The sequence below is a fragment of the Christiangramia sp. LLG6405-1 genome (assembly GCF_045055805.1).
Taxonomy (GTDB): domain Bacteria; phylum Bacteroidota; class Bacteroidia; order Flavobacteriales; family Flavobacteriaceae; genus Christiangramia.
This window is the reverse complement of the sequence record NZ_CP159330.1, coordinates 2433635-2455936: the sequence shown is the minus strand read 5'-3', so window position 1 is coordinate 2455936 and position 22302 is coordinate 2433635. Positions and strand designations below refer to the sequence as shown.

Here is a 22302-nt window from a genome sequence, read left to right as displayed (position 1 = left end):
AAATTACTTCGTGCGATTATTTTCTATAAAACTAGCCATGGTATTTACTGAAGCAAATATTTCCTTTCCCTGGTTAGGATCGGTCAGCTTAATTCCATAATCTTTTTCAAGCAAGACTATTAATTCCAGGGCGTCTATGCTATCAAGTCCCAGTCCATCTCCAAACAGGGCTTCGTCATTTTCAATTTCTGAAGGTTCCATGTCCTCCAGATTAAGTTGTTCAATTATGCTTTTTTTTAGCTCGGTATGTAGGTCACTCATTTGTAATAGCGTAGATTTTCGGCAACTGTCCCCGTTGAGATTGCAGATCTTCAAGACCGGCGACGTGCCACAAAAATACATCATATTCATTATTGTGCAAGTTTAGCCAGCCACAAAGCACATTTTCACAAGCTAAATTCTTAAGATGTATTTCAGCATAATCCAGCATTAGTTCCGGATCGAATTCTTCGGTGATAAAAAATGCATTTTCAGACTGAATTGAATGTCTGATACTTATTTCGCCCAGCACGATATTCGGCAATGTATAGACAAAGACAGAAGGTGAAGCGAAATCCTGCATACTTTCCTGAAAACGAAGATCTGTATCCAGGCTTGAACTGGAATTTGAAAATACAAGGCCGGTGTTTCTCTCTAATTTGATCTTTTCTGAAAGTAATTCTGCAGCAATAATACCTGCTTTGCTAAGTCCATCCATTTTAAAGAACTTGGAATAATTCATTCCGAAGAATTTATATGCCTGACTCATGAATTTAGCGGACTCTAATTTATCTTTTGTTTCAAACAATAAACCTTCAGAAGATATGATCCTATTGTCCTTTATCCTTATGAACTTAATTGAGTGATCTTCAGACATGATCTTTAGTTTTTTTAAAGAGCATCGCAATATTACAGCCTCCAAAACCAGATGCAGTTTTTAATGCCATGTTAAGTTCTTTCTGAGTAGCTTCCGTAGTAATATTTAAGGATGTAGAAACACCTAAGCTTTCGAAATTCTTCGAAATGACAAGTTCATTATTGAGTAAGCTATATTTAAGCAAAATAGATTCGATCAAGGCTGAAGCGCCTAAGGTATGGCCGAAATAGCCTTTCAAGCTATGCAATGGAATCTCGTTGAGATTGGATCTATTGAATGCTATAGCTTCCATTTCATCATTATAAATGGTCGCCGTTCCATGGGCTGAAATAGCGTCAATTTCTTCGGAAGAAACACCTGTGAAATGCTTCAGTCTGGTAATTGCCTGGTACAAACCTTCACCATCCCTGCTAGGACCGGAAATATGATTTGCATCATTGGTAGTAACAGCATGAACAAATTCTACATTTTGTTCCTGTGATGTTTGCCCATCAATATACACTGCAGCAGCAGCTTCTCCGAGACTGATTCCGTTTCTATCGGCATCAAAAGGTTTACATGCCTTCGCGCTCATCGCCTGAAATGATTGAAAACCAGATAATACAAAATCTGAAACCAGGTCGCCCGCTGCTACTATAGCGTTATCAAACTTCCCTGAATTGATAAAATCCGCAGCAGTTTTTACAGCCAGACCTCCGGAAATACACGCATTTGATACTACGATGGGTTTTTGTTCGAATCCGAAAAAGTCGGCAACTACCTGTGCCATTTTCCAAAGTTCAACCCGGCCTTTTCCAAATTTATTGGAATTCAATAGATCGATGTTTCCTTTGGTTGTGGCAATCACCAGTCCTGTGCTCAAAAGGTCTATCGTTGCTTCTTTATCGATCACATCCTTTAAAGCCAGAATCAGCATCTTTTCCAGCTTTGTGTATTCATCACAATTACCGATCAAAGAAAAACTGTGATTAATAAATTCTTCTTCGAGAATCCCGGCATAATAACCAGCAGGATACTTTGACGTAGGCTTTTGAAGTTTTAAAGCTGAATTTTGCAATCTCAATTCCCGTAGATTGGCCATAGTGCCAGAACCCAGCGGAGAAATTATGCTATCAGATTTTAAAAAAACTTGCTGCATTCTACAAGTTCATTTTTGATTTCCAGCATTGATAGAACTCGGGGTTTATAAGCGAGAGTTCGCTATTTCGATCTAAAAAAACCTGTACGGTTCTACCTGTACAGATCAATTCTTCATTTTTAAAGACCTTATAATTAAAGATCATTTTTGCTGAAGCAGCATTTTCAAAACTTGTTTCAACCGTAAACTTATCGCCATAAGCCAGAGGTTTTTTATGCTCACAACTTGAGGATACTATAGGTGTTGCATAACCATTTCTTTTAGCATCGAGATAAGAAATACCATGAGAATTGCAGAAATCCTCTCGTCCTTCCTCAAAATATTTTAGATAGTTCCCATGCCAGACGATTCTTAGAGGATCGCATTCATGAAACTTTACTTTCAGCTTTGTGGTATGAGTTAATGTTGTGGACATTAATCGACAGTTACCGTTTTCATCTCAGACATGGCGATCACCTCTCCCCTGTCATTTTCGGTTCGGGCAGAGACCGAGGTCACGTTCATGATCTCATGTAAAATTTCCACATAGGTGGTAATACTCTCTCCAACCAAAGGCTGCCCAAGAATTTCAACAGTTTTGATCACACCTATAAAACCTGTTTTTGGCTTCGTATTGCCGCTAAGAGAACCCTGATATCCACGATGTAAGGACATACTTTGAGCCATATGTTCAATAAGACCACTCTCAGATAATTTGCCATGATCGAGCATGAGACTGTCTTCAGGGACCGTAAATCCAGTTACACCAGTAAGATCTGTATATTCAAATAAAGTGTCCACGAATACAAAAGGTTTCTTTTGAGGAATGAGATTAGAAATTTCCTCTGCTGAACGGATTGGATGATGTAATAAGTTTTCTGCCATAGCTAACTGAAATCGTTCCAGTAATCATAATAATTATACCATTGGTGAGGATATGTTCTCACCATTCTTTCCAGATCGTCAAGATAAGATTTTAAAATTTCTTTCGTCGTGTAGCTGTTAGCTTTATAAGGGCGTGCAAAAAAATGATAGTGAAAATTCTTTTCTCGCATTAGATGTACGAACAAAACTGGAATTTTATTTCTGGCGGCAAGTTTGAAAGGACCTTCAGGAAATTTAACCCTTTCCCCCAGAAAATTAGCTTCTAAAGTACGCGACTGCTCCATAAACCTGTCTGCCGCAAAAACCAGTAGTTCATTATGATCCAGAGCTTTTTTCATCGCAAATACATGACTTAGATCATCCTTCATCACGATCACTTTCACTTCGGTATCTCCAGTGACAGATTGCAGGTATTGCTTGATTTGTTTGTGTTCAAAGTCGGTTACCACAAGGTTTACAACTGCATCTGCATGTCGTTCCTCAAAGAAATGCTTGGCAAGATTAAAATTGCCAATATGTGCGGTAAGCAGGATCCCGCCTTTCTTCTGCTTCAGCAATGCTTCTATATATTCAACGCCATCGAATTCAAAAGTAAATTTGTTCTTTAATCCATTAGTGATCGCAATCCTGTCGAGTTGTATTCTTCCGAAGGTAAAATAACTACGATATACATTAAATGCTGAGCTCAATGGAGAATAACCAAGTCTTTTTCTGAAGAGATAATAGGTGCTGCGGGTCGAAGAAAAAGAGAAAATGATAAAATAAGCGGCAACGAAAAGGAGTACAAAATAGGCAGCGATCAGTCCGAAGCTTTTAATGATCTTTACATAGATCCTGAAACCAAGTAAAGTTCCCCGGGATTTCCCTTTCCAAGTTGCCATGATTAAGAGTAGAGTCCGCCATTAATATTGATCACCTCGCCGGTGATATACGAAGATCTATCAGATGCCAGAAAACTTACCAGATTTGCCACCTCTTCCGGATCTCCAAATCGATTCAAAGGAATTAGTTCTTTATATTTTTCAGCATCAAAATCTGCGGTCATTTCAGTATTAATAAATCCGGGAGCAACGGCATTCACCGTTACTTTCCTTTTTCCAATTTCCTGTGCAAGTGCTTTGGTAGCTGCAATAACAGCTCCTTTTGCTGCTGAATAATTTACCTGTCCCGCGTTTCCCTTTAAACCTGAGAGCGAAACCATATTAATGATCCTCCCGCTTCTAGCTCTCAACATATCCTTCAGAACGCTCTGGGTCACATGATAAAATCCCTGCAAACTAGTATCTAAAACCGAATTCCAGCTATTCTCAGACATAAAAATAAAAAGTCCGTCGTCGCTAATACCGGCATTGTTTACCAGAACGTCAATAGTTGAATCCTTATTTTCAGATTTCCACTTACTAATCTTCTCTGAAACTTCAGAAGCATTGGCAACATCAAATTTCAGAAGTTCACAGATAATATTCAATGATTCAACTTCCCGTTTGACCGCTTGAGCCGACTCCTCATTAGACCTGTAATTCAATAGAATATTGAGTTTATGATCTTTAGCCAGTGCTAGACAAATCGCTTTTCCAATTCCGCGTGAACCGCCGGTTACCAAAGCAAATCTTTTCTTAGTCATAAGCCTGATGAGTTTTGAGATATATTTTCAAATTCTGAATGTCTTTATAGAGAACTCTGTCTTCTTTTATCTGCGGAAAAATCTTTTTAAGATCCTTGATTTTCAAGGTAGTCGCTGAAGATAGACGATTATCATATTGAAGTATATAAAGTGCCTGAAGGATCGTTGCCATTTCAGTTGCTAAAACCTCGTAACAGTTGTCGATCACCTTACGGGTCATCATCGCAGAATTTGCTCCCATACTTACAATGTCCTGATTATCATTATTATTGGGTATGCTATGAACGTACATGGAGTTGGAAAGCATTTGATTTTCAGCAGTAGTCGAAACCGCTGGAAACTGTGCACCCTGCATTCCGAAATTCAAACCTAATTTTGAAGCATTGACAAAAGCCGGTAAAATGTCATTAAGTTTTGGATTCAGTAAATAGTTGATCTGCCTTTCCGCAAGCATGGATGTTTTGGTCATTACCAGCCTAAGTTTATCCATTTCCAGAGAAATATAATCTCCGTGGAAATTACCGCCATGGTAAACCTGCTCAGTCTTTACGTCGATAATAGGATTATCATTGGCAGAATTCACCTCTTCAAGTAAAATTTTGGTCGTTTGTGAAAGAGTATCCATCACAGGTCCAAGAACTTGTGGAACGCATCTTAAACTATAATATTCCTGAACTTTTTCTTTGAACATTTCCGTGTTGGCATGATCGGTATTATAAAGTTCTTCCTTTCTGGATCTGGTGAGACCGGAGTCCTTCAAGTGATTTCGCATAAGCCCAGCAATTTGCTGCTGACCTTTATGAAGCTTTGCCTGATTTAATTCTTCGGAAAGGTGGTCATCATAAGCTTTTACAATTTCATTGATCACAGAAGAACAAAAAACCGACCAGTCCAGCAATTGTTTTGCTTGAACAATATTTATAAGGCCAAGCCCGGTCATGGCAGAAGTTCCATTCATGATTGCCAGGCCTTCTCTAATCGTGATTTTGGCTGGCTGAATATTCTTTTCTCTAAATACTTCTTCAGTATTTCTGCGTTTACCTTGGTAGAAAACTTCGCCTTCGCCAATAAGTACTAGAGCTAGATGTGCTAATTGCACCAGATCGCCAGAAGCTCCTACTCCACCATGTTCAAAGATCAAAGGAGTGATTTCTAAATTGATCAATTGAATTAGAACTTCAGCGACAGAAATATTTATTCCAGATTTACCTAAGCTAAGAGTATTCAGCCTGGCTAACATCAAAGCTCGCACGTCTACTTCTGAAAGTACAGCACCTGCACCTGTAGCATGACTTCTGATGAGATTCAGCTGAAGATTGACTGAATATTCCTCTGCAACCCGGTATTGAGCCATAGGTCCGAACCCGGTGTTTACTCCATAAATGATCTTATTTCGCGAAAATTTCTCAAGAAATTGATGACTTTGGATAATTCTGTCTCTGGCTTCAGCACCTAATTCTACCCTTATTCTTTGAAAAACAACTTGTTGAAATTCTGAAAGTGTAAGTTCCTTCTCCAGGTTGATCATAAGTAGCTGATTGATTTCAGGATTGTATATAGATTTCGCTCTGGACAAATGTAATATTTTTATTGGGAAAGCTGCATATAGCATGAACCGCCTGATAACTGAGATGTATTGATAATTTCATAAATGTCAACTTAACCTCTCCAGAATTTTATCAAAGTATTGCTGAAGTTAATAAACAGTTAGCATTGAAAAGTCAGCTATTAAAATCAATTTCAATGAGATACATTAGTCCAATAGATCTGCCACTGGCATGATCGATTGCTTATATCTCACGAAAGCTCTGCCGTAACTGGCAGAGCTTTTTATTTAGGTGAATTCTACTGAAGCATATTTTCCATTAGCTTTGTATCGTTAGATTATGGATAAAAAAGAATATGACGTTGTTATTATTGGTGCGGGACCAGCCGGTATGGTCGCAGCAGGTTTCCTGGAGAAAACAGGTGTATCTGTATTGGTGCTGGAAAAGCAGTTTTTTCCAAGGTTTGCCATTGGCGAAAGTTTGATTCCCCGCTGTATGGATAATTTCGCTGAAGCTGGATTACTCGAAGACCTGCAGAAACAAAATTATCAGAAAAAGACAGGCGCACGCTTCGTTAAAGATGGAAAAATCGCTGAATTCGATTTTAGTAAGAAATTTGGGGAAGGCTGGGACTGGACCTGGCAGGTACCCAGAGCCGACTTTGATCTTAAACTTGCGGAGAGCATTCAGAAAAGAGGCGTAAACATTAATTTTGGAGCTGAAGTGGTTTCTGCGAAATGGGAAAACAAGCTTTGGACTATAAAATCAAAAGACCCAGACGCAATAGTAAGCAGCATCACTTCAAGATTTATAATTGATGCCAGCGGAAATGGCCGAGTCTTAGCCGGACTGCTTGAACTGGAAGCTCCCGCAAAAATTTACGATCATTCCTCTATATTTACGCATATCAAGGAAGAAAACCGACCTCCAGGTAAAGAAGGAACACAAATTACTTTTGAGATCATTAAGCGTGGGGCCTGGTTCTGGTATATTCCTTTTTCTAATGGAACTACGAGTTTAGGCTTTGTAGGAGAGAACGACTGGTTCAATACATTTTCAGGGTCTAAAAATGAGATATTTAAGCAAATGCTGGATCAATGCGATTTCTATAAAGGTCGATTCTCCAGGCGTGAATATTTATTTGAGCCCGTAAAATTATCTGGTATATCTAAAAATGTTCAACTATTACATGGTGAAGGTTTTGCGCTAGCTGGAAACTCCGCTGAATTTCTCGATCCGGTTTTTTCTTCCGGGGTTGCATTTGCGACAGAAAGCGGATTGCTTAGTGCTAAACTAGTTACAAGGCAATTGTCCGGAGAAATAATAGATTGGAATAAAGAATATACTGAGCATATTCAAAAGGCTATTAATGTATTCGCCACCTATGTAAAAGAATGGTATACAGGAAGATTACAGGATATATTTTTTACTGATAATGCCAGTGAAAACATTAAAATGCAAATTTGTTCTGTACTTGCAGGATATGTATGGGATAATAAAAATCCTTTTGTTCGAAATCATGAGAAGGCTATTAAAAACTTGCACAACTTTTTATATTCAGAAAAGTTTCAATAAAATTATCTTACCTATTTAATTGAAGTCAAGTAGTTTAAAGAAAGCAGCTCGATTATAGCTTAAATTTTCTTTCAAAAAGTTTAAAAAGGTTTGGTTGGTACATAAGTAAAACTTAGATTTGCAACCGCAAAATTACTTGCGAAGTTCTTACATAAACGGAGAGTTGCCAGAGTGGTTAATGGAGCAGTTTGCTAAACTGTCGACGAGCAATTGTCGCATGAGTTCGAATCTCATACTCTCCGCTAGATTTTTAGTCTGTGGTTCTTTTATTCTCTTTTCGACCGGAAAATTGGAATAAATTTCCTCCGCTTCCCGGATATCTTTAAAGATAGTTTGGAACGGAAAAGACTAAAAATACTATTCACTTTTCGGGGTGTAGCGTAGCCCGGTTATCGCGCCTGCTTTGGGAGCAGGAGGCCGCAGGTTCGAATCCTGCCACCCCGACTAAAGCCTGTTGATCTTTTGATTGACAGGCTTTTTTCATTTTAGGTTTTTCAGTGCCTATTCCAGGCTCGTTTTATGCTGCATCTGTAAATCATGATGTATTATTATACAATTGCACTTTGTTATCATCCAATATTCCTTCAAAACAAGATAATCTAATCTTAGCAATTGAAAATTTCAGTAAAGACTGGTTAACTAATTTATTTTCAGCAGCTCTGACTAAAAAATTAGTTAATTTAGAAGCTTACATTACCTAAGCTATTCTGAAGTGAAACCGAAAACAATAGAGATTCAAACTTCTCCCGAATTTGAAGCTGCTTTTAAAGCTTATCCTCGATTGCCCAAAAAGAGACTCCGGCACCTATGTGAACTGATCATTCAAACTGCTCAGGAAACTCAAGGTGTTGAAAAACTCGAACTTAGTTTAAAATGGAGCGAACCCGCATTCCGAAGTAATATTGGAAGTACGCTAAGAATAGACTGGAAAAGAAAGAATCCCGAACAATACGCACTCTACTTTCAGTGCTCCAGCAGGCTGATTGAAACTTTTCGATTACTATACGAACTAAAATTAAGATTTGAAGGAAACAGAGCTATCGTTTTTAAATTAGATCAGGAAATACCTATCTATGAACTAAAAGAATGCATCAAAGCCTGTATGAGATATCACGAGATCAAACACCTGGAATTTTTAGGAATTACATAGATATTGACCCTTAAGCTTATATATATCCTTCAGCCAAGTAAGTATTTCTAAATCTAATTATAACTATACCCTACAAGCTTCATTTACCATCTTAGAAAAACCCACAATAAGCAAATCATTGTTTTAGGTTTACACAAGCTTCAGAAATATCTATACATAAAAAAAAGCCCGCTAAATTAGCAGGCTTCTATTATATCTAATATTGCTTCTATCTAAGACTGGCTACAGTAATAGAAGGATATTTCGCTTTTATTAGCATATAAACTCCATATCCAACTAGACCTATTGCTACGATACCTAATGCAATAGATCCAAATTCTGCCTGAATATAACTAAATGCATCGGTTTGAGTTTTAACATTACTACCGCTGGAAAGTCCAGACTTCAATGTTAAATAAGCCATAAGACCTAGTACTAATCCTCTGGCAGTATGTCCAAACTTACCAGCATTAATAAGCAATTTTTGCTCTTTTTGGTCCATTCCAGCCTCTTCCACTTCTTCTCGAAATTTTCCAGAATATGCCCGATACAAATCATAGATAGCTTTAATCGCCATACCTATACCAATGATAATCGCAATGGTATCCCCATTCGATCCAGACATGATTCCACCCATCATTCCGCCGGAACCACTTGAACTACCACTTCCGAAGGCTAATTTGAAAGAATAAAAAGCCAAACCTCCATAGATGAGTCCGCTAATAAAATATCCAATACGCTTCCCATAACCCTTCAGATTATCTTCAAATTCTCCTGGGTTGTAAAATACCTGGTACATTCTCCAGAATACATACCCAAGTAGTCCAATTCCCATAATTACCAGTAGAACCTGCCCATATGACTGTTGCGCTAAATATTGCAAAGCACCTTTACTCCCAGATTTTTGTCCGCCCTGACCAAACGCGGCCATGGCTGTTAATACTCCAATTAGGCAATAAACTGCACCTTTCGCAGCCATTCCAAACCGCGCAAAATTCTTTTTCTTACTACTCATTATATTTAGTTTGATTGGTTAATCAATTTTAAAGTTATCGGAAATAGAACGTCTGGCTAAACAATACGCCAAACTTTAGGCTAATTTTAGCTTAATTCAACTTCAGGACTTCAGCCTTTTTCAATAAATTTAAGAAATCAGCCTTTTTCGATAAACTTTCGGTGGTCTTTCAACCATTTATTTAATTTGATGGATTCTGCCTGTGTAGCCTTCTTATTCGTATTCACATTTATCCATTGAGCTGATTCTATTTCTTTCACAAATAATTTGCCATAACTATACAAAGTAGTTCCAAATACCTTGACATATTTTACACTTTTGATCTTATAACAATTCTCTTCTTTGGAAATATTGACCAGGTTCATCGTCCTAAATAAATTTGCTTTAACTCATTCGAAAACTAATGAGCAAAATTAGAGTACGATGCGTATCCTTTAGCCTAAGGCTTTGTTAAGATTAACTACGCTCACTATTTAGACTAAACTTCGAAGCAAATCCGGCATCCGCTTATTATTACTGAATTCATAATATTTTGACCTTCTGAAAGATTTGAATGCTATTTAGCTGAATATGTAGTAATTGACTATAAATGTTAATTCTTAAATTTTTCTTAATTAATACCATTTGTCTTCATAACTTTACCTTTTAACCGAACAAATAATCCTCACCCTATGAAAAGATTGAACTGTTTGTTAGTAATTTTCGTTATGTCTTTTATCGTATCCTGCGACACAGACAATGATGACATGGAATTGGTAGAAACAGAAATGATCGCTTTGAATGACCTATTACTGGATACAGAATGGCGAATTACCAGTTTCACTGAAAATGGTCAGAATAAGACCGGCGATCTTGAAAATTATACATTTATATTCCAAAGTTCGAATGAACTGGTTGCTGATTCCAACCTGGGATCTTTTAACGGAACCTGGAGAGTTTCGAATGATAATGCAACAGAATTTGACCCATCCAACGATCTTGATTTTATGATCTTTTTTACTCCTAACGGAAAACTGGGAGATCTTACCAATGCTTATGATGTTATCTCGGCTAATGGATCTGAGATCAACTTAAAGCTGGAGGAAAATGCTGAAGGCGCTTCCGGATATCTATCCTTTGCCAGAAATTAATTAGCTCTCTAAAGTTTAGCGTCGACCCGATAATCTTTAAATTGCCGGGAAAAACATAATATGAGTAATTATAAAGCAGCAGACTCCAGGTATGATACTATGGAGTATCGAAGATGTGGTAAAAGTGGTTTAAAGTTGCCTTTACTTTCCTTGGGTCTCTGGCATAATTTCGGAGATAATGATGACCAGGACAATGCACGGGAGATCCTCCATACCTCATTCGATAATGGAATAACACATTTTGACCTGGCTAACAATTACGGCCCGCCATACGGTTCTGCTGAAAGTAACTTCGGAAAATTCCTTAAGCAGGATTTCAAGCAATATAGAGATGAGTTGATCATATCTTCCAAAGCCGGATGGGATATGTGGCCCGGACCTTATGGAAATTTTGGTTCCAGAAAGTACCTGGTCGCGAGTTTAGATCAATCCCTGCAAAGAATGGGTCTTGATTATGTAGATATCTTCTATCATCACAGGCCGGACCCGGAAACACCTTTGGAGGAAACCATGGGTGCTCTGGACCAAATTGTAAGAGATGGAAAAGCTTTGTATGTTGGGATTTCTCAATATAATGCTGAAGACACGGCAAAAGCTGCAAAGATTTTGAAGGAGCTTAAAACACCATTTATAATTCATCAGCCCCGTTACAACATGATCGATCGCTGGGTTGAAAACGAATTAATGGATACGCTGGAACAAAACGGACTTGGAAGTATCGTCTTTTCTCCACTTGAACAAGGTATTCTAACCGGCAAATATCTTAACGGAATTCCGAAGGATTCAAGAGCTGCTACAGAAGGTAGTTATCTGGATAAATCACAAATTACAGAAGAAGTTGTTTCACAAATTCAGCAGCTGAACGAGTTAGCTGGAAAACGTGAACAAAGTCTTGCGCAAATGGCCGTAGCATGGCTATTAAAGGATGAAAGAGTAACGTCTGTCCTAGTTGGCGTTAGTAGAAAGTCTCAGTTAGAAGACAATCTGAAAGCTATCAGGAATATTCAATTTAGCACAGAAGAACTTAAGCAAATAGATACTATTCTTAAGTTTTAATATTTCAGAACTTCTGGAATCTATATTATATAGACTTCCAGAAGTTCTGTGTTTTCAGCAGAAATCGCCACCTCTTTTGTATTTGCTGGGATTAATACCGATTCTCCCGCTTTAATCTCTTCGGAATTAGAACCAATTGTAATTTCAGCTTCACCTGAAACACACATATAGATGACAAAAGAATCCAGGTTAGAAAGGCTCTTTTTCAGTTTACCTTTTACGGGAAGATAGTTTGTAGTGAAGTACTCACAGCTAGCAATTTCTGAAGATTGATTCTCTACATGATCATATTCCAGCTTATAATCGTCTTTCTTCTCAAAGTCTATAGCATCCAGCGCAAGTTCTGTGTGTAGTTCCCGGCTTTTCCCCTCGTTATCTACACGATCCCAGTCATAAATTCTATAGGTAATATCTGAAGTTTGCTGAATTTCAGCAAGTAAGATCCCTCCTCCTATCGCATGAACCTTCCCAGTATTGATGAATACCGAATCTCCTTTATCGACTTCTTCAAAATTTAGAATATCAAGAATCTTCCTGTTTTCGAGATGATTCATGTATTCCTCTTTATTGGTTGTTTTATTAAAACCAATATTTAACTTAGAACCTTTATCAGCCTGCATCACATACCACATTTCAGTTTTCCCAAATGAATCATGTCTTTGCTTAGCCAGTTTATCGTTAGGATGTAGTTGAACTGAAAGATCTGTCTTTGCATCAATAAACTTAATAAGCAGCGGAAAATCATCTCCGAACCTTTTGTAGATCTCCTTACCCATTAGATCTGCCTTATACTTCCTAATAAGTTCTGTTAGTTTCTGTCCCTTTTCTGAACCATTACTAACTTCAGAAATAAAGTCTTTTACTCCGGAAATCTCCCAGCTTTCACCTACATTCTCCTTATCGGTCCTTTTATTGAGAAAATCACGAAGCTTATTCCCGCCCCATATTTTTTCCTGAAGTATTGGACTGAATTTAATTGGATAATCCACCATGTCTGAATTTTTAAAATTTGTCAATTTTGTAAAGATCTCTGTATAAACGTTCCTTGTGTTTATTTCCAACAGGATTCATATCGATCTCTTCGATCTTTTCAATGGTATAACCTTCAAATGTTTTGATCACTTCTTCTTTTTCTTCTTCCGTAGCCAACAGCAAAAAGTGAGATTCTTCAGGTCTTTCATAATTTTCACCATCATACAGAATTTCTATTGGCTGGCCATATTCCCAGATCATTTCCGGAGTAAAACCCCGAAATTCATATACTTTAACGCCCATTTGCTCCCTGTAAACATCGACAATGGAGATACTTTGATATGCTGGATTCTTTTCAATTTTCGAAGCTATAGGTAAACCAAAGAATATAATACTAATTATAAACCATACCGTAAGATAAAAAACTGGCTTGATCTTTCTGTTCTTTAAATACCATAAAATCATGACCCCAATCGCAAAGAGAATCACAGAGATCGTAATATACCAGCCTAGGAAATTCTGAATCTGCTCACCAAAATATAGATATCCCGCCAATGGAAATAATAGTCCGATCAACGCAATTAGTCCGAAATTAAAGTAAACAATCCAGGATTCTTTCTTCCGAATCATATCGAACCTTCGGAATAAATACTCTATATAGAATGCTGTATTCAATGCCATTGGAAGCATCACGGGAAGTAAATACCTGGACTTCTTCTCGGGAATAATGGATAGAAGCACTACTGCACAAAGAGTCCAGATAAGGGTAAACGTATAAGCTTTCTTATCAAAAACTTTATTCTTGAGGTATGGATACAAAAGTGCCACAAAACTCGGAATGGTCCAGATACCACTCTGAATCACAAAACTCCAGTAATAATAAAACGGTCTAACATTATATTCTAACCAGCGTCCCGTTTCTTTTTCAGTGATCTTAGAAACGGCACTGGTATCCAGGAGATAAACATAGATCGCCCAGGAAGCACTAATTATCAGAGCGATACTAACTGTTAGCAGTATTGGTTTCCAGTAATGTTTAAAACTTTTATAGCGATATACGAATCCAAAGGAGATCAAAAATGGCAATAGCAGCGCATACATGGATACCGGACCTTTGCTTAGAAAAGAACAGCCAATGAAGATTCCGCTAAAAACAGCATTTTTCATGGAATTCCCTGTATCCTGAAAGATCTGGAACAGAAAGTAAATCGCCATGATCATCCAGCCATGAGTATGAATATCCCATTGCCCGTCCCTTCCTGAAAAGAGTATATAGAAACTGGTAGCGCCTATAAGTCCGCTAATGAATGCGTACTTGCTATTATTAGTGAATTTGAGGCCCAGTCTATAAAGAAAGATACTTACGATGCTGCCCATAACAGCGGCTGGTAATCTCGCTGCGATCAGGTTCTTCATTCCAAATAGCATCATGGATACCGCAGTTAGCCACGTAGGTAAAGGCGGTTTCTCGTAGCGTGGTTCATTATTCAGGGTTGTGAAGATCCAGTGATCAAGATTGATCATTTCCCGAGCCGTAGCAAAATTTCTTGCTTCCATGATATTTACAAAAATGGCATCGAGATTCACAAAGAATATTGCGAAGCAAACAAATAGTAAAAGCAGAAAGTAATTATCCTTTAACTTCATTCTTCTGAATATAGATATTTCTAAGATACATAATAACACCAAAACTATGACCTGCAAGTAACACAGGGTCTTCTCGAAGGATCGCATAGTAGATGATCAAAGATGATCCCAGTAAGCTAAGTATCCAGAAGCCAAGTGGTAAGGAAGAAGATTTTCTTCTTTCAGAATAAGCCCATTGATAGATAAACCTAAGGGTGAAAATAAGTTGTCCTGCAGTCCCTACAATCAATAACCACATTGGAATATCCACATTTCTAAATAAAGCTGCAGCATCATATTGATTATTATTAAACCCATAGATCACCACGAACAAAGGAAATATCCAGAGAAAAACTCTTACAAACCTGTGTATCTTATTCCAGTCTCCCTGCAATTGCAAATTCCTGATGTATATAAAGTAAGTAAGCGTCTGCCCCAGCATAATGGCAAAATCGTCCCGCAGGTATCCATAAATAAATAATAAGAAAGATGCGAGCAAGCTAATATGCCAGAAAAATTGAGGTGTAACCACCCGTTTATTCTTTTCTGAAAGCAGCCATTGTGCGATCATTCTACCTGAAAAAAGTAGTTGAGCAATAAAGCCCAGTAGATAAATTATCCAATCGTTCATACTTCTGTATATCGCGATTTCGTGAAATTATATGAGCTTCTTTGCAATGGTAAGTCGTAGTTTGATTGATATTGTAGAACGATTCTGGCCAATACCACAAATGTAAAATAATATTCGAAATCTGGTTTCATTTACCTCTCACCGATTTTTTCTAATACTTCAACTAAAAGTGTCTGTGGCTCAGCTTGAAATTAAATTATCAAATTATATTTGAAGACCCAATCTATTAGAATACACCTGCCTTGGCTAACCAAAATAACTAGTGGTATGCTACAGCAAGAACATTACATTCGAAGTACTGATGAAGAGATTTTTCAGATCGCATCTGTAAGGAATTCTATTGAAGAACTTCGAGAATCTGGAAATTTTTTCAGTGTTTCACTACAAACACTCGAATTGATAAGAAGGTTTAATCATTTATATATACAGGTTTTTGAAAACTTGGATTCAAATCCAAGTTTGCTACATCAATTAGTTGTTGCCGCCGAAGGACTAGAAGAAAAACTGGTAAGACAAATTTAATTTTTTTACCGTATCTATACTGAAAATCAAAAGCTTCCGAATGGAAGCTTTTATTTTTTCAGACTTACCTGAATTTTTCCCAAAAAAAGCATTGTTTAATTTAGAAAGTGGTTTATATTTGCAACCGCAAATCGGTGGCATAGCTCAGCTGGATAGAGCACCTGCCTTCTAAGCAGGCGGTCCCAGGTTCGAATCCTGGTGCCATCACGAAAAGCCTTCCTCATGGAAGGCTTTTTTGTTTTTAATAGTCTCCTCTGCATTTCCTAATTTATACTAAGCCTGTCATAAAAATTTGTCAAAAGACCACAGACAGGTTTTGAACGGCTAATTCTTCCTAAATTGGAGTAAGCTAATGTTATAAAACCAACCAGATCCTCTTTAAACACGGCGTTTAGGGAAGATTAAAATATAAGTTTTCAAATTATGCAGGAAATACCTGATCTATCTGAAAATTCCATTCAACAAATCTTAACAATTCTTAAAGAAAATAAGGAGATAAGCTGTATGCTTCCCGGCATGGGGATTTTGCATATTGAAAAAGAATTACCCTACCTGGTCATCTACCGTAAAAAGTCAAATGATAAAGGCACCAAAAGGTTTATTACCAGTGAATCTTCTTATATGGTTATCGGAAATTCAGATTTTGCCGGTTATCAAAAATTACTGATCGCTATTTCCAATTTGCTTTCAGTAGAAATGAAATCATATCTGTTATTCGAGATCTATGCGGGAACCGAAGACTCTCAGAAATTACGTATTAAAGGTCCTGCTGAAAAACTTCCTACCAGTTTAGAAACCCTTCAGAAGGATCTATTAACCATAAATGAAGTTTTCACCGGCCTGTATCTGGATACAGAAATTGTTGATACCATTCACAGGCATGCGGAAGATTCCGAAGATCTTATGAGTATTGAGGAAGCTAAGAATTGCGGTGCTGTTCTGGTAAGCCTTGAAATTCCTCCAGTTTACAGGAATGAGAATAATAAATTATACCCAGTATTTTTCAGGAATTTCAAAGACTTCCTGATCAAAGCTATGCACAGGTCATTCTTTGATTTTATCAGGGTACAAACTACGGGCGGTGTAGCAAGCTTTAATGCATTGGGACGAAAATATTTAAAGCAGGTAGTATTTGATATTGATAAGCAACTGGCAGATATTGAAAAATCATATCAATTCCTCTGGCTGGTTTCTCCTGCAAATATTCATGAGATCAAGGAAGAGTTTTTTAAAAGTAAATATCAGAATGTTCTCGACTATCATTATCGGCTTCTGCCGGTTGACCCTGATATTTTGAAGCGAAGACTTTACAATCTTAAGATTGAAGATATTGACGATCCTGCGATGTCCTATCTATTCCGCGAAAAGCGTGAAGAACTGGATATGCAAATCACCATGCTGGGTGAACGTGGATCCAGCAACTTTATGTACGATAGCATTCGGCTTTACAAAGGCGTGGATCGACAATTATGCGAAGAAGCTCAGGATATTCTCAACGAAGTACCGGAAGAAACATATATCGAATCGAATGATATTCTTGACGCGAAAGTATTTAGCAGCCTCGCCCGTAAGGAATTTGATTATTTCAAGGAGCAGGATGAAAACTTTAATTGCAAGGTGCATATTCGAAAAGATGTAAACGTAATGATGGTTTCGCATGGAGAATTATACATTCCCGCAGATTATGAAATGAGTCGTATTGAGGCTGAAGCACTCATTCAGCACGAAGTTGGAACGCATGTTCTCACGCATTATAATGGTAGCAGGCAACCGCTAAAACAATTAAGCATTGGCCTGGCAGATTATGATCCACTACAGGAAGGTCTGGCTGTAATGTCTGAATTTATGGTGGATGGCCTTACAGCAAACAGACTTAGAATCCTAGCCGGAAGAGTGCTGGCAGGACAGGCAGTTTTAGAAGGTGCGAATTTCCAGGAAATATTCAGATTACTAAAAATGGATTATGGTTTTTCTGCGGAAAGAGCCTTCAATATTACATCCCGAATCATGCAGGGCGGTGGTTTCATCAAAGACATAATTTATTTAAAGGGACTAGTTCTGCTTAAAGAACACCTTAAAAATAATGATGATTATGAGATTCTGCTAGCTGGTAAATATGGAATCAAGCACACAAATATCATCCGGGAATTAACAGACAGAAAAGTTTTGGAACCGCTAAGGATAAAACCCCGGTTTCTACATAGTGAACAAATGTTCGAAAAATTGAAATTAATCAGGAATGGTTTAAGCCTTCCACAAATGGTATGTAAATGAAAATATGTTTTGTATTAAATGATGTCGCAACAGAGAAAGATGGTACATCGAACGCGCTAATGCAGATGGCTCATCAACGAGGTCATGAAGTTTATGCAATGGGTGTTGGAGATTTTAACTTCCACCATGATAAACCTATCACAATAAATTCTACTCAATTACCAAAGGATACTAAAACCAAGTCTACTAAAAAGTTTCTGGAAGCTTTGCAGGGTCCAAAGGCTATAAAAAAGCAAATTGACTGTACGATACTGGATGTTCTTTTTATTAGAAACAATCCTACCGAAGAAGAAGGAAGACAATGGGCTGAGCAGGCTGGTGTCGCATTTGGTAGAATGATCCAGCAACTGGATGTTCTGGTTCTAAATGATGCCTATGCCCTATCCCATGCCTTTATTGATAAATTATATTTCGAAGAGTTACCTCAGGAAATCAAACCAGCATCTATAATTACCAGAGACAAAGACCAACTTTTAGATTTCTGGGAGAAACAGAATAAAAAGATGGTCCTGAAACCTCTGGAAGGTTCAGGAGGACAGGATGTATATCTAATAGATGAACACGAGAAGAATGTAAACCAGATCATAGATCATTTAAGCTCTCAGGGATACGTGATCGCACAGGAATTTCTTCCTGCCGTCAAAGATGGTGATGTTCGGGTACTGTTGCTAAATGGAAAAGTAATGGAAAGAGACGGTGAAAAAGCGATCATACGACGTGTTGCCGGTGATGGGGAATTCCGTAGCAATTTCAGTCTTGGAGCTACAGCAGATAGTAGTGAGCTAACTCCGGAAATGCAACGTATCGTTGATCTAACAGCACCTAAATTAATTCGTGACGGATTATTTTTCGTGGGACTTGATATCGTTAAAGATAAATTGATCGAGATCAACGTGCTAAGCCCAGGTGGAATGGAACACTTCAAAGATATCGGACTCTCGCCTTTTACAGATTATATCATCGAGGCGATCGAAAGAAAAGTTGAGTATAAGAATATGTATAAAGGTCAGTTGAGCAACAGGACTCTGGCCACAATGGATTAATTTTATGAAAGAGAAGCTAGAAGAGAACGTAGACAGGATCATAGGAGAATATTCTTCAGGAAAACCAGGCCCGTTATTATTCGTAACAGCTGGAATTCATGGAAATGAACCAAGTGGTGTATTCGCTCTGAAGGAAGTTTTTAAACAACTGGAAAACACCAAACCTGAGATTGAGGGTAAAATTGTTGGAGTTTCAGGGAATCAGAAAGCACTGAATGAGAACAAACGATATATAGACGAAGACCTCAACAGAACCTGGACAGAAGAAAATATTCAAAAAAATGATCCTCAAACTCATGAGCAAAAAGAAATGTTCGAGATCATTAAGGTACTAAATGAGTATTCTGAAAAGGAACACACAAAAAGGTATTTTCTGGATTGCCATACCACCTCATCTGCAAGTTTACCCTATGTTTCGGTACAGGAAGTGAACGATAATGATGATTGGGCGCATAATTTCCCGACATATATCATTAGAGGTTTTAGTGATATTATTACGGGAGACATCGACCATTATTTAAGCAGAACTGGAATGACTGGGTTTGTATTCGAAGCTGGTCAGCATACAGATGATACATCTGAAGAAAATCATGAAGGGGTCATCTGGTTAGCACTGAAGGAAGCAAATAAATTAGATCTTTCAAAAATTTCCACCTATCCGGAATGTGTAGAAAGATTCAGTAAAAAGAATGCTCCAGATCAAAAGACCTTCGAAATAATTCACCGCCATGGCCTGGAGGATGAAGATATTTTCAAAATGAAAGAAGGATATGAGAATTTTCAGAAAATCGAAAAAGGTGAACTACTAGCCGAACAGAACGGAGAGAAAGTTTATAGCGAATGGGATGCCTATATTTTCATGCCGCTATACCAGTCACAGGGAAACGATGGTTTCTTTGTCGTGCAGGACGTATAGAAAAAAAGCAGCCAATTGGCTGCTTTTTTTTTATTTCTGAAACTCCTGACATACCGGGGTTTTAATTTCAAAAATGGGTTCCTGAATCTTTAATTTTCCGCTTTCAGGATTGATCGTGTAAGTTGTTATATTTCCAGTATCCTGGCTGGCGGCATATAAGTATTTTCCGAAAGGTGATATGGCAAAGTTTCGTGGTGTCTTTCCAGCTACCGGAACAAAATCAACATTCTTTAGTGTTCCGTTAACCTGATCTATACTGAATATAGCGATACTATTATGACCTCGATTACTGGCATAAAGAAATTTTCCCTCCTTGCCTATATGAATATCGGCTCCAGAATTTTTATCCAGATAACTTTCTGGCAAGGAACTAAGAGTTTGTACAATTTCAAGTGCGCCACCCTTTAAAACCTTATAGGTGGTCACTGTAGAATTGAGCTCGTTCATGCTGTAAACGAAATTACCATTTCTACTCAGGCTTAAATGTCTTGGACCAGCACCTTCAGGAAGTTGCACCTGGAAATTTTCATGTTTTGAAAGTGTTCCACTAGAAACATCGAATTCGTACACTAAAAGTCGGTCATTACCAAGATCTGCAACATATGCAGTTCTATTGTCACCACTTATTTTAACTGTATGTGCATGAGCGGTTTCAGCTTCAGGAAGTTTTAATTCATTGACCTTTTCAAGTGCTCCATCAGACTTAACTTTATAAGTAGCTACTACTCCACCCATATAATTACTAACGAATACAAACTTTCCAGATCTATCCAGGGCGATATGACAGGGTGCGTGGCCTCCGGTAGAAAGTTTACTAATTTCCTTAAGGCTTCCATTCTCCTGAATCTGGTAAGAATATACATATCCAGACTTATCGTCTCCAGGTCCCAGTTCACTAACCGCAAAAAGGAACTTTCCCTGCCTTCCTGCCTTTACGAATGAAGGATTAACTATCTTAGCCTGGGTCCCGCAGTTAGTCAGACTCCCATTATCAGGATCCTGATGTAGCAAGTAGATCCCTTCAGCTTTACCATCTACATGGCCTTCTTTCTTTGTATAAGTTCCTACATACATTTTATTCATTTCCTTGTCCGCATCAGCTTCAGATTGAGCTGAAGTATTCGAACTTATCAGAATAAATACACTGCAGGCAGTAATCTTAGCGATTTTGGTGAATTTTAAAGCCATTTTTTACGTTTAAAATAATAAAGCATTAAAAGGAATATGATGATCATTACTCCCCAAAGTACAAAGTAACTATACTTCCATTGCAACTCCGGAATATATTCGAAATTCATTCCGTAGATACCAGCGATAAAGGTAAGAGGAATAAAAATACTCGCCATAATGGTTAGTACTTTCATGACCTCGTTCATTTTGTTACTAATCGTGGTCATATACATATCCATAAGACCCCAGATCATTTCCCGATAGATTTCGATATTCTCTGAGATCTGAATTATATGATCATATAGATCTCTAATATAGTTCCCGGTGTGTGGATCTATGATCTCGTTTTCCAGTTTTTCCAGTCGGCTTATTACTTCACGCAGAGGAAATACAGCACGTCTAATTCTAAGTATATTTCTTTTAAGATCCTGTATCTCGTAAACAATATCATCACTTGGTCTGTTAGTAAAAAGACTTTCTTCCAGTAGTTCGATACGATCGCTCATATCATCGATTACGAGAAAATAATTATCTATAATGGCATCCAGAAGCGCGAACATTAGATAATCTGCTCCCTTACCTCTTATTCTTCCTTTTGAAGTTTCCAGACGTTCACGAATAGGATCAAAAACATCACCATCAGATTCCTGAAAGGTGATGACGTAGTTTTTACCAACGATCATGCTTAAATGCTCATTTTCTATTTCACCATCCTTGTGGTAAAGCATTTTCGCAACTATAAAAAGATAATCCTGGTATTCTTCAATTTTAGGTCGCTGCCCAGTATTCACGATATCTTCCATCACCAGGGGATGCAATTCATAGTAATCCCCAAGTTTTTCGATCTCACCAATATTATTCAGTCCGTCAATATTGAACCAGGTAACACTTTTTTCATCTACATAATTAAAAGCATCATCTGGCGAATTGGAAGTATACCTTTCGTACTGATCGGCATTATAATCGATCACTTCCAGTTTGGTTTCTGAAGATTCTTTATGCCCTACATAGGTCATAGTTCCAGGCACCTGGTTTACCGTCTTCGTATGTTTAGGACGCCTTAGCAACAGCTTTCTTCGTTTCGCCATATAAACTTTTAATTTTCATAAAAATAGGAATAATCTGTCAATACTCTTGATTACACATTCGCTAAGGAAATATTTATTCCTGCTGAAAATTGACCTCGCAGCTGGTTGTTCTGAGCCTTTAATTTT

23 protein-coding genes and 3 tRNA genes are annotated in these 22302 nt (G+C 37.8%); 11 read left to right on the top strand and 15 right to left on the bottom strand.

The window, feature by feature from the left end:
* Positions 1-3 precede the first annotated feature (3 nt).
* Genes ABVM50_RS11275 through hutH form a run of 8 tightly spaced genes read right to left on the bottom strand, consistent with a single transcriptional unit; the run spans position 4 to position 6010 of the window.
* A complete protein-coding gene (locus ABVM50_RS11275) occupies positions 4-261 on the bottom strand; it encodes a phosphopantetheine-binding protein (RefSeq protein ID WP_405198659.1) in 258 nt (85 codons plus the stop codon).
* The gene (locus tag ABVM50_RS11270; RefSeq protein ID WP_405198658.1) at positions 254-856 is read right to left on the bottom strand and encodes a 3-oxoacyl-ACP synthase; all 603 of its coding nucleotides are present in this window, start codon (positions 854-856) and stop codon (positions 254-256) included. The genes ABVM50_RS11275 and ABVM50_RS11270 overlap by 8 nt, the downstream gene beginning before the upstream one ends.
* Complete coding sequence (locus tag ABVM50_RS11265; protein ID WP_405198657.1) at positions 849-1994, bottom strand: beta-ketoacyl synthase N-terminal-like domain-containing protein; 1146 nt, start codon at positions 1992-1994, stop codon at positions 849-851. Before ABVM50_RS11265 ends, ABVM50_RS11270 begins: the two co-directional genes overlap by 8 nt.
* A 1-nt stretch (position 1995) precedes the next feature.
* Positions 1996-2409, bottom strand: a complete 414-nt coding sequence (locus ABVM50_RS11260) for an acyl-CoA thioesterase (RefSeq protein WP_405198656.1) — start codon at positions 2407-2409, stop codon at positions 1996-1998.
* A complete protein-coding gene (locus tag ABVM50_RS11255; protein WP_405198655.1) occupies positions 2409-2858 on the bottom strand; it encodes a hypothetical protein in 450 nt (149 codons plus the stop codon). The genes ABVM50_RS11260 and ABVM50_RS11255 overlap by 1 nt, the downstream gene beginning before the upstream one ends.
* A 2-nt stretch (positions 2859-2860) precedes the next feature.
* Positions 2861-3739, bottom strand: coding sequence for a lipid A biosynthesis acyltransferase (locus ABVM50_RS11250; RefSeq protein WP_405198654.1), 879 nt, complete (start codon positions 3737-3739; stop codon positions 2861-2863).
* A 2-nt stretch (positions 3740-3741) separates the two neighbouring features.
* Positions 3742-4482: a 3-oxoacyl-ACP reductase FabG gene (fabG, locus tag ABVM50_RS11245; RefSeq protein WP_405198653.1), complete on the bottom strand. Its 741-nt coding sequence runs from the start codon at positions 4480-4482 to the stop codon at positions 3742-3744.
* Positions 4475-6010, bottom strand: a complete 1536-nt coding sequence (hutH, locus tag ABVM50_RS11240) for a histidine ammonia-lyase (protein WP_405200705.1) — start codon at positions 6008-6010, stop codon at positions 4475-4477. The genes fabG and hutH overlap by 8 nt, the downstream gene beginning before the upstream one ends.
* Positions 6011-6368: 358 nt before the next feature.
* On the opposite strand from hutH, the gene ABVM50_RS11235 reads away from it, so the two are divergent.
* The 4 genes from ABVM50_RS11235 to ABVM50_RS11220 all read left to right on the top strand — a co-directional run bounded on the left by ABVM50_RS11235 (position 6369) and on the right by ABVM50_RS11220 (position 8754).
* Positions 6369-7604, top strand: coding sequence for an NAD(P)/FAD-dependent oxidoreductase (locus ABVM50_RS11235; protein ID WP_405198652.1), 1236 nt, complete (start codon positions 6369-6371; stop codon positions 7602-7604).
* A 157-nt stretch (positions 7605-7761) separates the two neighbouring features.
* Positions 7762-7846: transfer RNA gene (locus ABVM50_RS11230), tRNA-Ser, on the top strand.
* A gap of 127 nt (positions 7847-7973) precedes the next feature.
* Positions 7974-8048: transfer RNA gene (locus ABVM50_RS11225), tRNA-Pro, on the top strand.
* Positions 8049-8316: 268 nt separating this feature from the next.
* Positions 8317-8754 (top strand): DUF1801 domain-containing protein, encoded by a 438-nt coding sequence (locus tag ABVM50_RS11220; RefSeq protein WP_405198651.1) that lies wholly within the window; start codon positions 8317-8319, stop codon positions 8752-8754.
* A gap of 208 nt (positions 8755-8962) precedes the next feature.
* On the opposite strand, the gene ABVM50_RS11215 is transcribed toward ABVM50_RS11220, so the two are convergent.
* Together ABVM50_RS11215 and ABVM50_RS11210 are read right to left on the bottom strand one after the other, a co-directional pair.
* Entirely contained in the window at positions 8963-9748 is a 786-nt protein-coding gene (locus ABVM50_RS11215) for a DUF1206 domain-containing protein (protein ID WP_405198650.1), read from the bottom strand.
* Positions 9749-9885: 137 nt separating this feature from the next.
* The gene (locus ABVM50_RS11210) at positions 9886-10113 is read right to left on the bottom strand and encodes a hypothetical protein (RefSeq protein WP_405198649.1); all 228 of its coding nucleotides are present in this window, start codon (positions 10111-10113) and stop codon (positions 9886-9888) included.
* A gap of 342 nt (positions 10114-10455) precedes the next feature.
* Here ABVM50_RS11210 and ABVM50_RS11205 point away from each other — a divergent pair, with 342 nt between their 5' ends.
* The gene (locus tag ABVM50_RS11205; protein ID WP_405198648.1) at positions 10456-10878 is read left to right on the top strand and encodes a hypothetical protein; all 423 of its coding nucleotides are present in this window, start codon (positions 10456-10458) and stop codon (positions 10876-10878) included.
* A 60-nt stretch (positions 10879-10938) separates the two neighbouring features.
* The gene (gene mgrA, locus ABVM50_RS11200) at positions 10939-11934 is read left to right on the top strand and encodes an L-glyceraldehyde 3-phosphate reductase (RefSeq protein WP_405198647.1); all 996 of its coding nucleotides are present in this window, start codon (positions 10939-10941) and stop codon (positions 11932-11934) included.
* 20 nt (positions 11935-11954) lie between these two features.
* Here mgrA and ABVM50_RS11195 read toward each other — a convergent pair whose 3' ends face one another.
* From ABVM50_RS11195 to ABVM50_RS11185, 3 genes are read right to left on the bottom strand one after another with little or no spacing between them, the layout of a single operon-like run.
* Entirely contained in the window at positions 11955-12926 is a 972-nt protein-coding gene (locus ABVM50_RS11195; RefSeq protein WP_405200704.1) for a type I phosphomannose isomerase catalytic subunit, read from the bottom strand.
* A gap of 10 nt (positions 12927-12936) precedes the next feature.
* A complete protein-coding gene (locus ABVM50_RS11190) occupies positions 12937-14553 on the bottom strand; it encodes an ArnT family glycosyltransferase (RefSeq protein ID WP_405198646.1) in 1617 nt (538 codons plus the stop codon).
* A complete protein-coding gene (locus ABVM50_RS11185; RefSeq protein WP_405198645.1) occupies positions 14537-15163 on the bottom strand; it encodes a lipid-A-disaccharide synthase N-terminal domain-containing protein in 627 nt (208 codons plus the stop codon). The genes ABVM50_RS11190 and ABVM50_RS11185 overlap by 17 nt, the downstream gene beginning before the upstream one ends.
* Before the next feature lie 267 nt (positions 15164-15430).
* Here ABVM50_RS11185 and ABVM50_RS11180 point away from each other — a divergent pair, with 267 nt between their 5' ends.
* The 5 genes from ABVM50_RS11180 (at position 15431) to ABVM50_RS11160 (ending at position 19918) form a co-directional block, all read left to right on the top strand.
* Positions 15431-15685: a hypothetical protein gene (locus tag ABVM50_RS11180; RefSeq protein WP_405198644.1), complete on the top strand. Its 255-nt coding sequence runs from the start codon at positions 15431-15433 to the stop codon at positions 15683-15685.
* 133 nt (positions 15686-15818) lie between these two features.
* Positions 15819-15892, top strand: a tRNA-Arg gene (locus tag ABVM50_RS11175).
* A 216-nt stretch (positions 15893-16108) separates the two neighbouring features.
* Positions 16109-17959 (top strand): flavohemoglobin expression-modulating QEGLA motif protein, encoded by a 1851-nt coding sequence (locus ABVM50_RS11170; RefSeq protein ID WP_405198643.1) that lies wholly within the window; start codon positions 16109-16111, stop codon positions 17957-17959.
* The gene (locus ABVM50_RS11165; RefSeq protein WP_295179432.1) at positions 17956-19002 is read left to right on the top strand and encodes a glutathione synthetase; all 1047 of its coding nucleotides are present in this window, start codon (positions 17956-17958) and stop codon (positions 19000-19002) included. Before ABVM50_RS11170 ends, ABVM50_RS11165 begins: the two co-directional genes overlap by 4 nt.
* 4 nt (positions 19003-19006) lie before the next feature.
* Positions 19007-19918 (top strand): succinylglutamate desuccinylase/aspartoacylase family protein, encoded by a 912-nt coding sequence (locus ABVM50_RS11160; RefSeq protein ID WP_405198642.1) that lies wholly within the window; start codon positions 19007-19009, stop codon positions 19916-19918.
* Positions 19919-19948: 30 nt separating this feature from the next.
* Here the strand turns inward: ABVM50_RS11160 and ABVM50_RS11155 are convergent, their stop codons facing one another.
* Positions 19949-21106: a lactonase family protein gene (locus ABVM50_RS11155; RefSeq protein WP_405198641.1), complete on the bottom strand. Its 1158-nt coding sequence runs from the start codon at positions 21104-21106 to the stop codon at positions 19949-19951.
* Entirely contained in the window at positions 21097-22176 is a 1080-nt protein-coding gene (gene corA / locus ABVM50_RS11150; RefSeq protein ID WP_141877669.1) for a magnesium/cobalt transporter CorA, read from the bottom strand. Before corA ends, ABVM50_RS11155 begins: the two co-directional genes overlap by 10 nt.
* Positions 22177-22302: the final 126 nt, after the last annotated feature.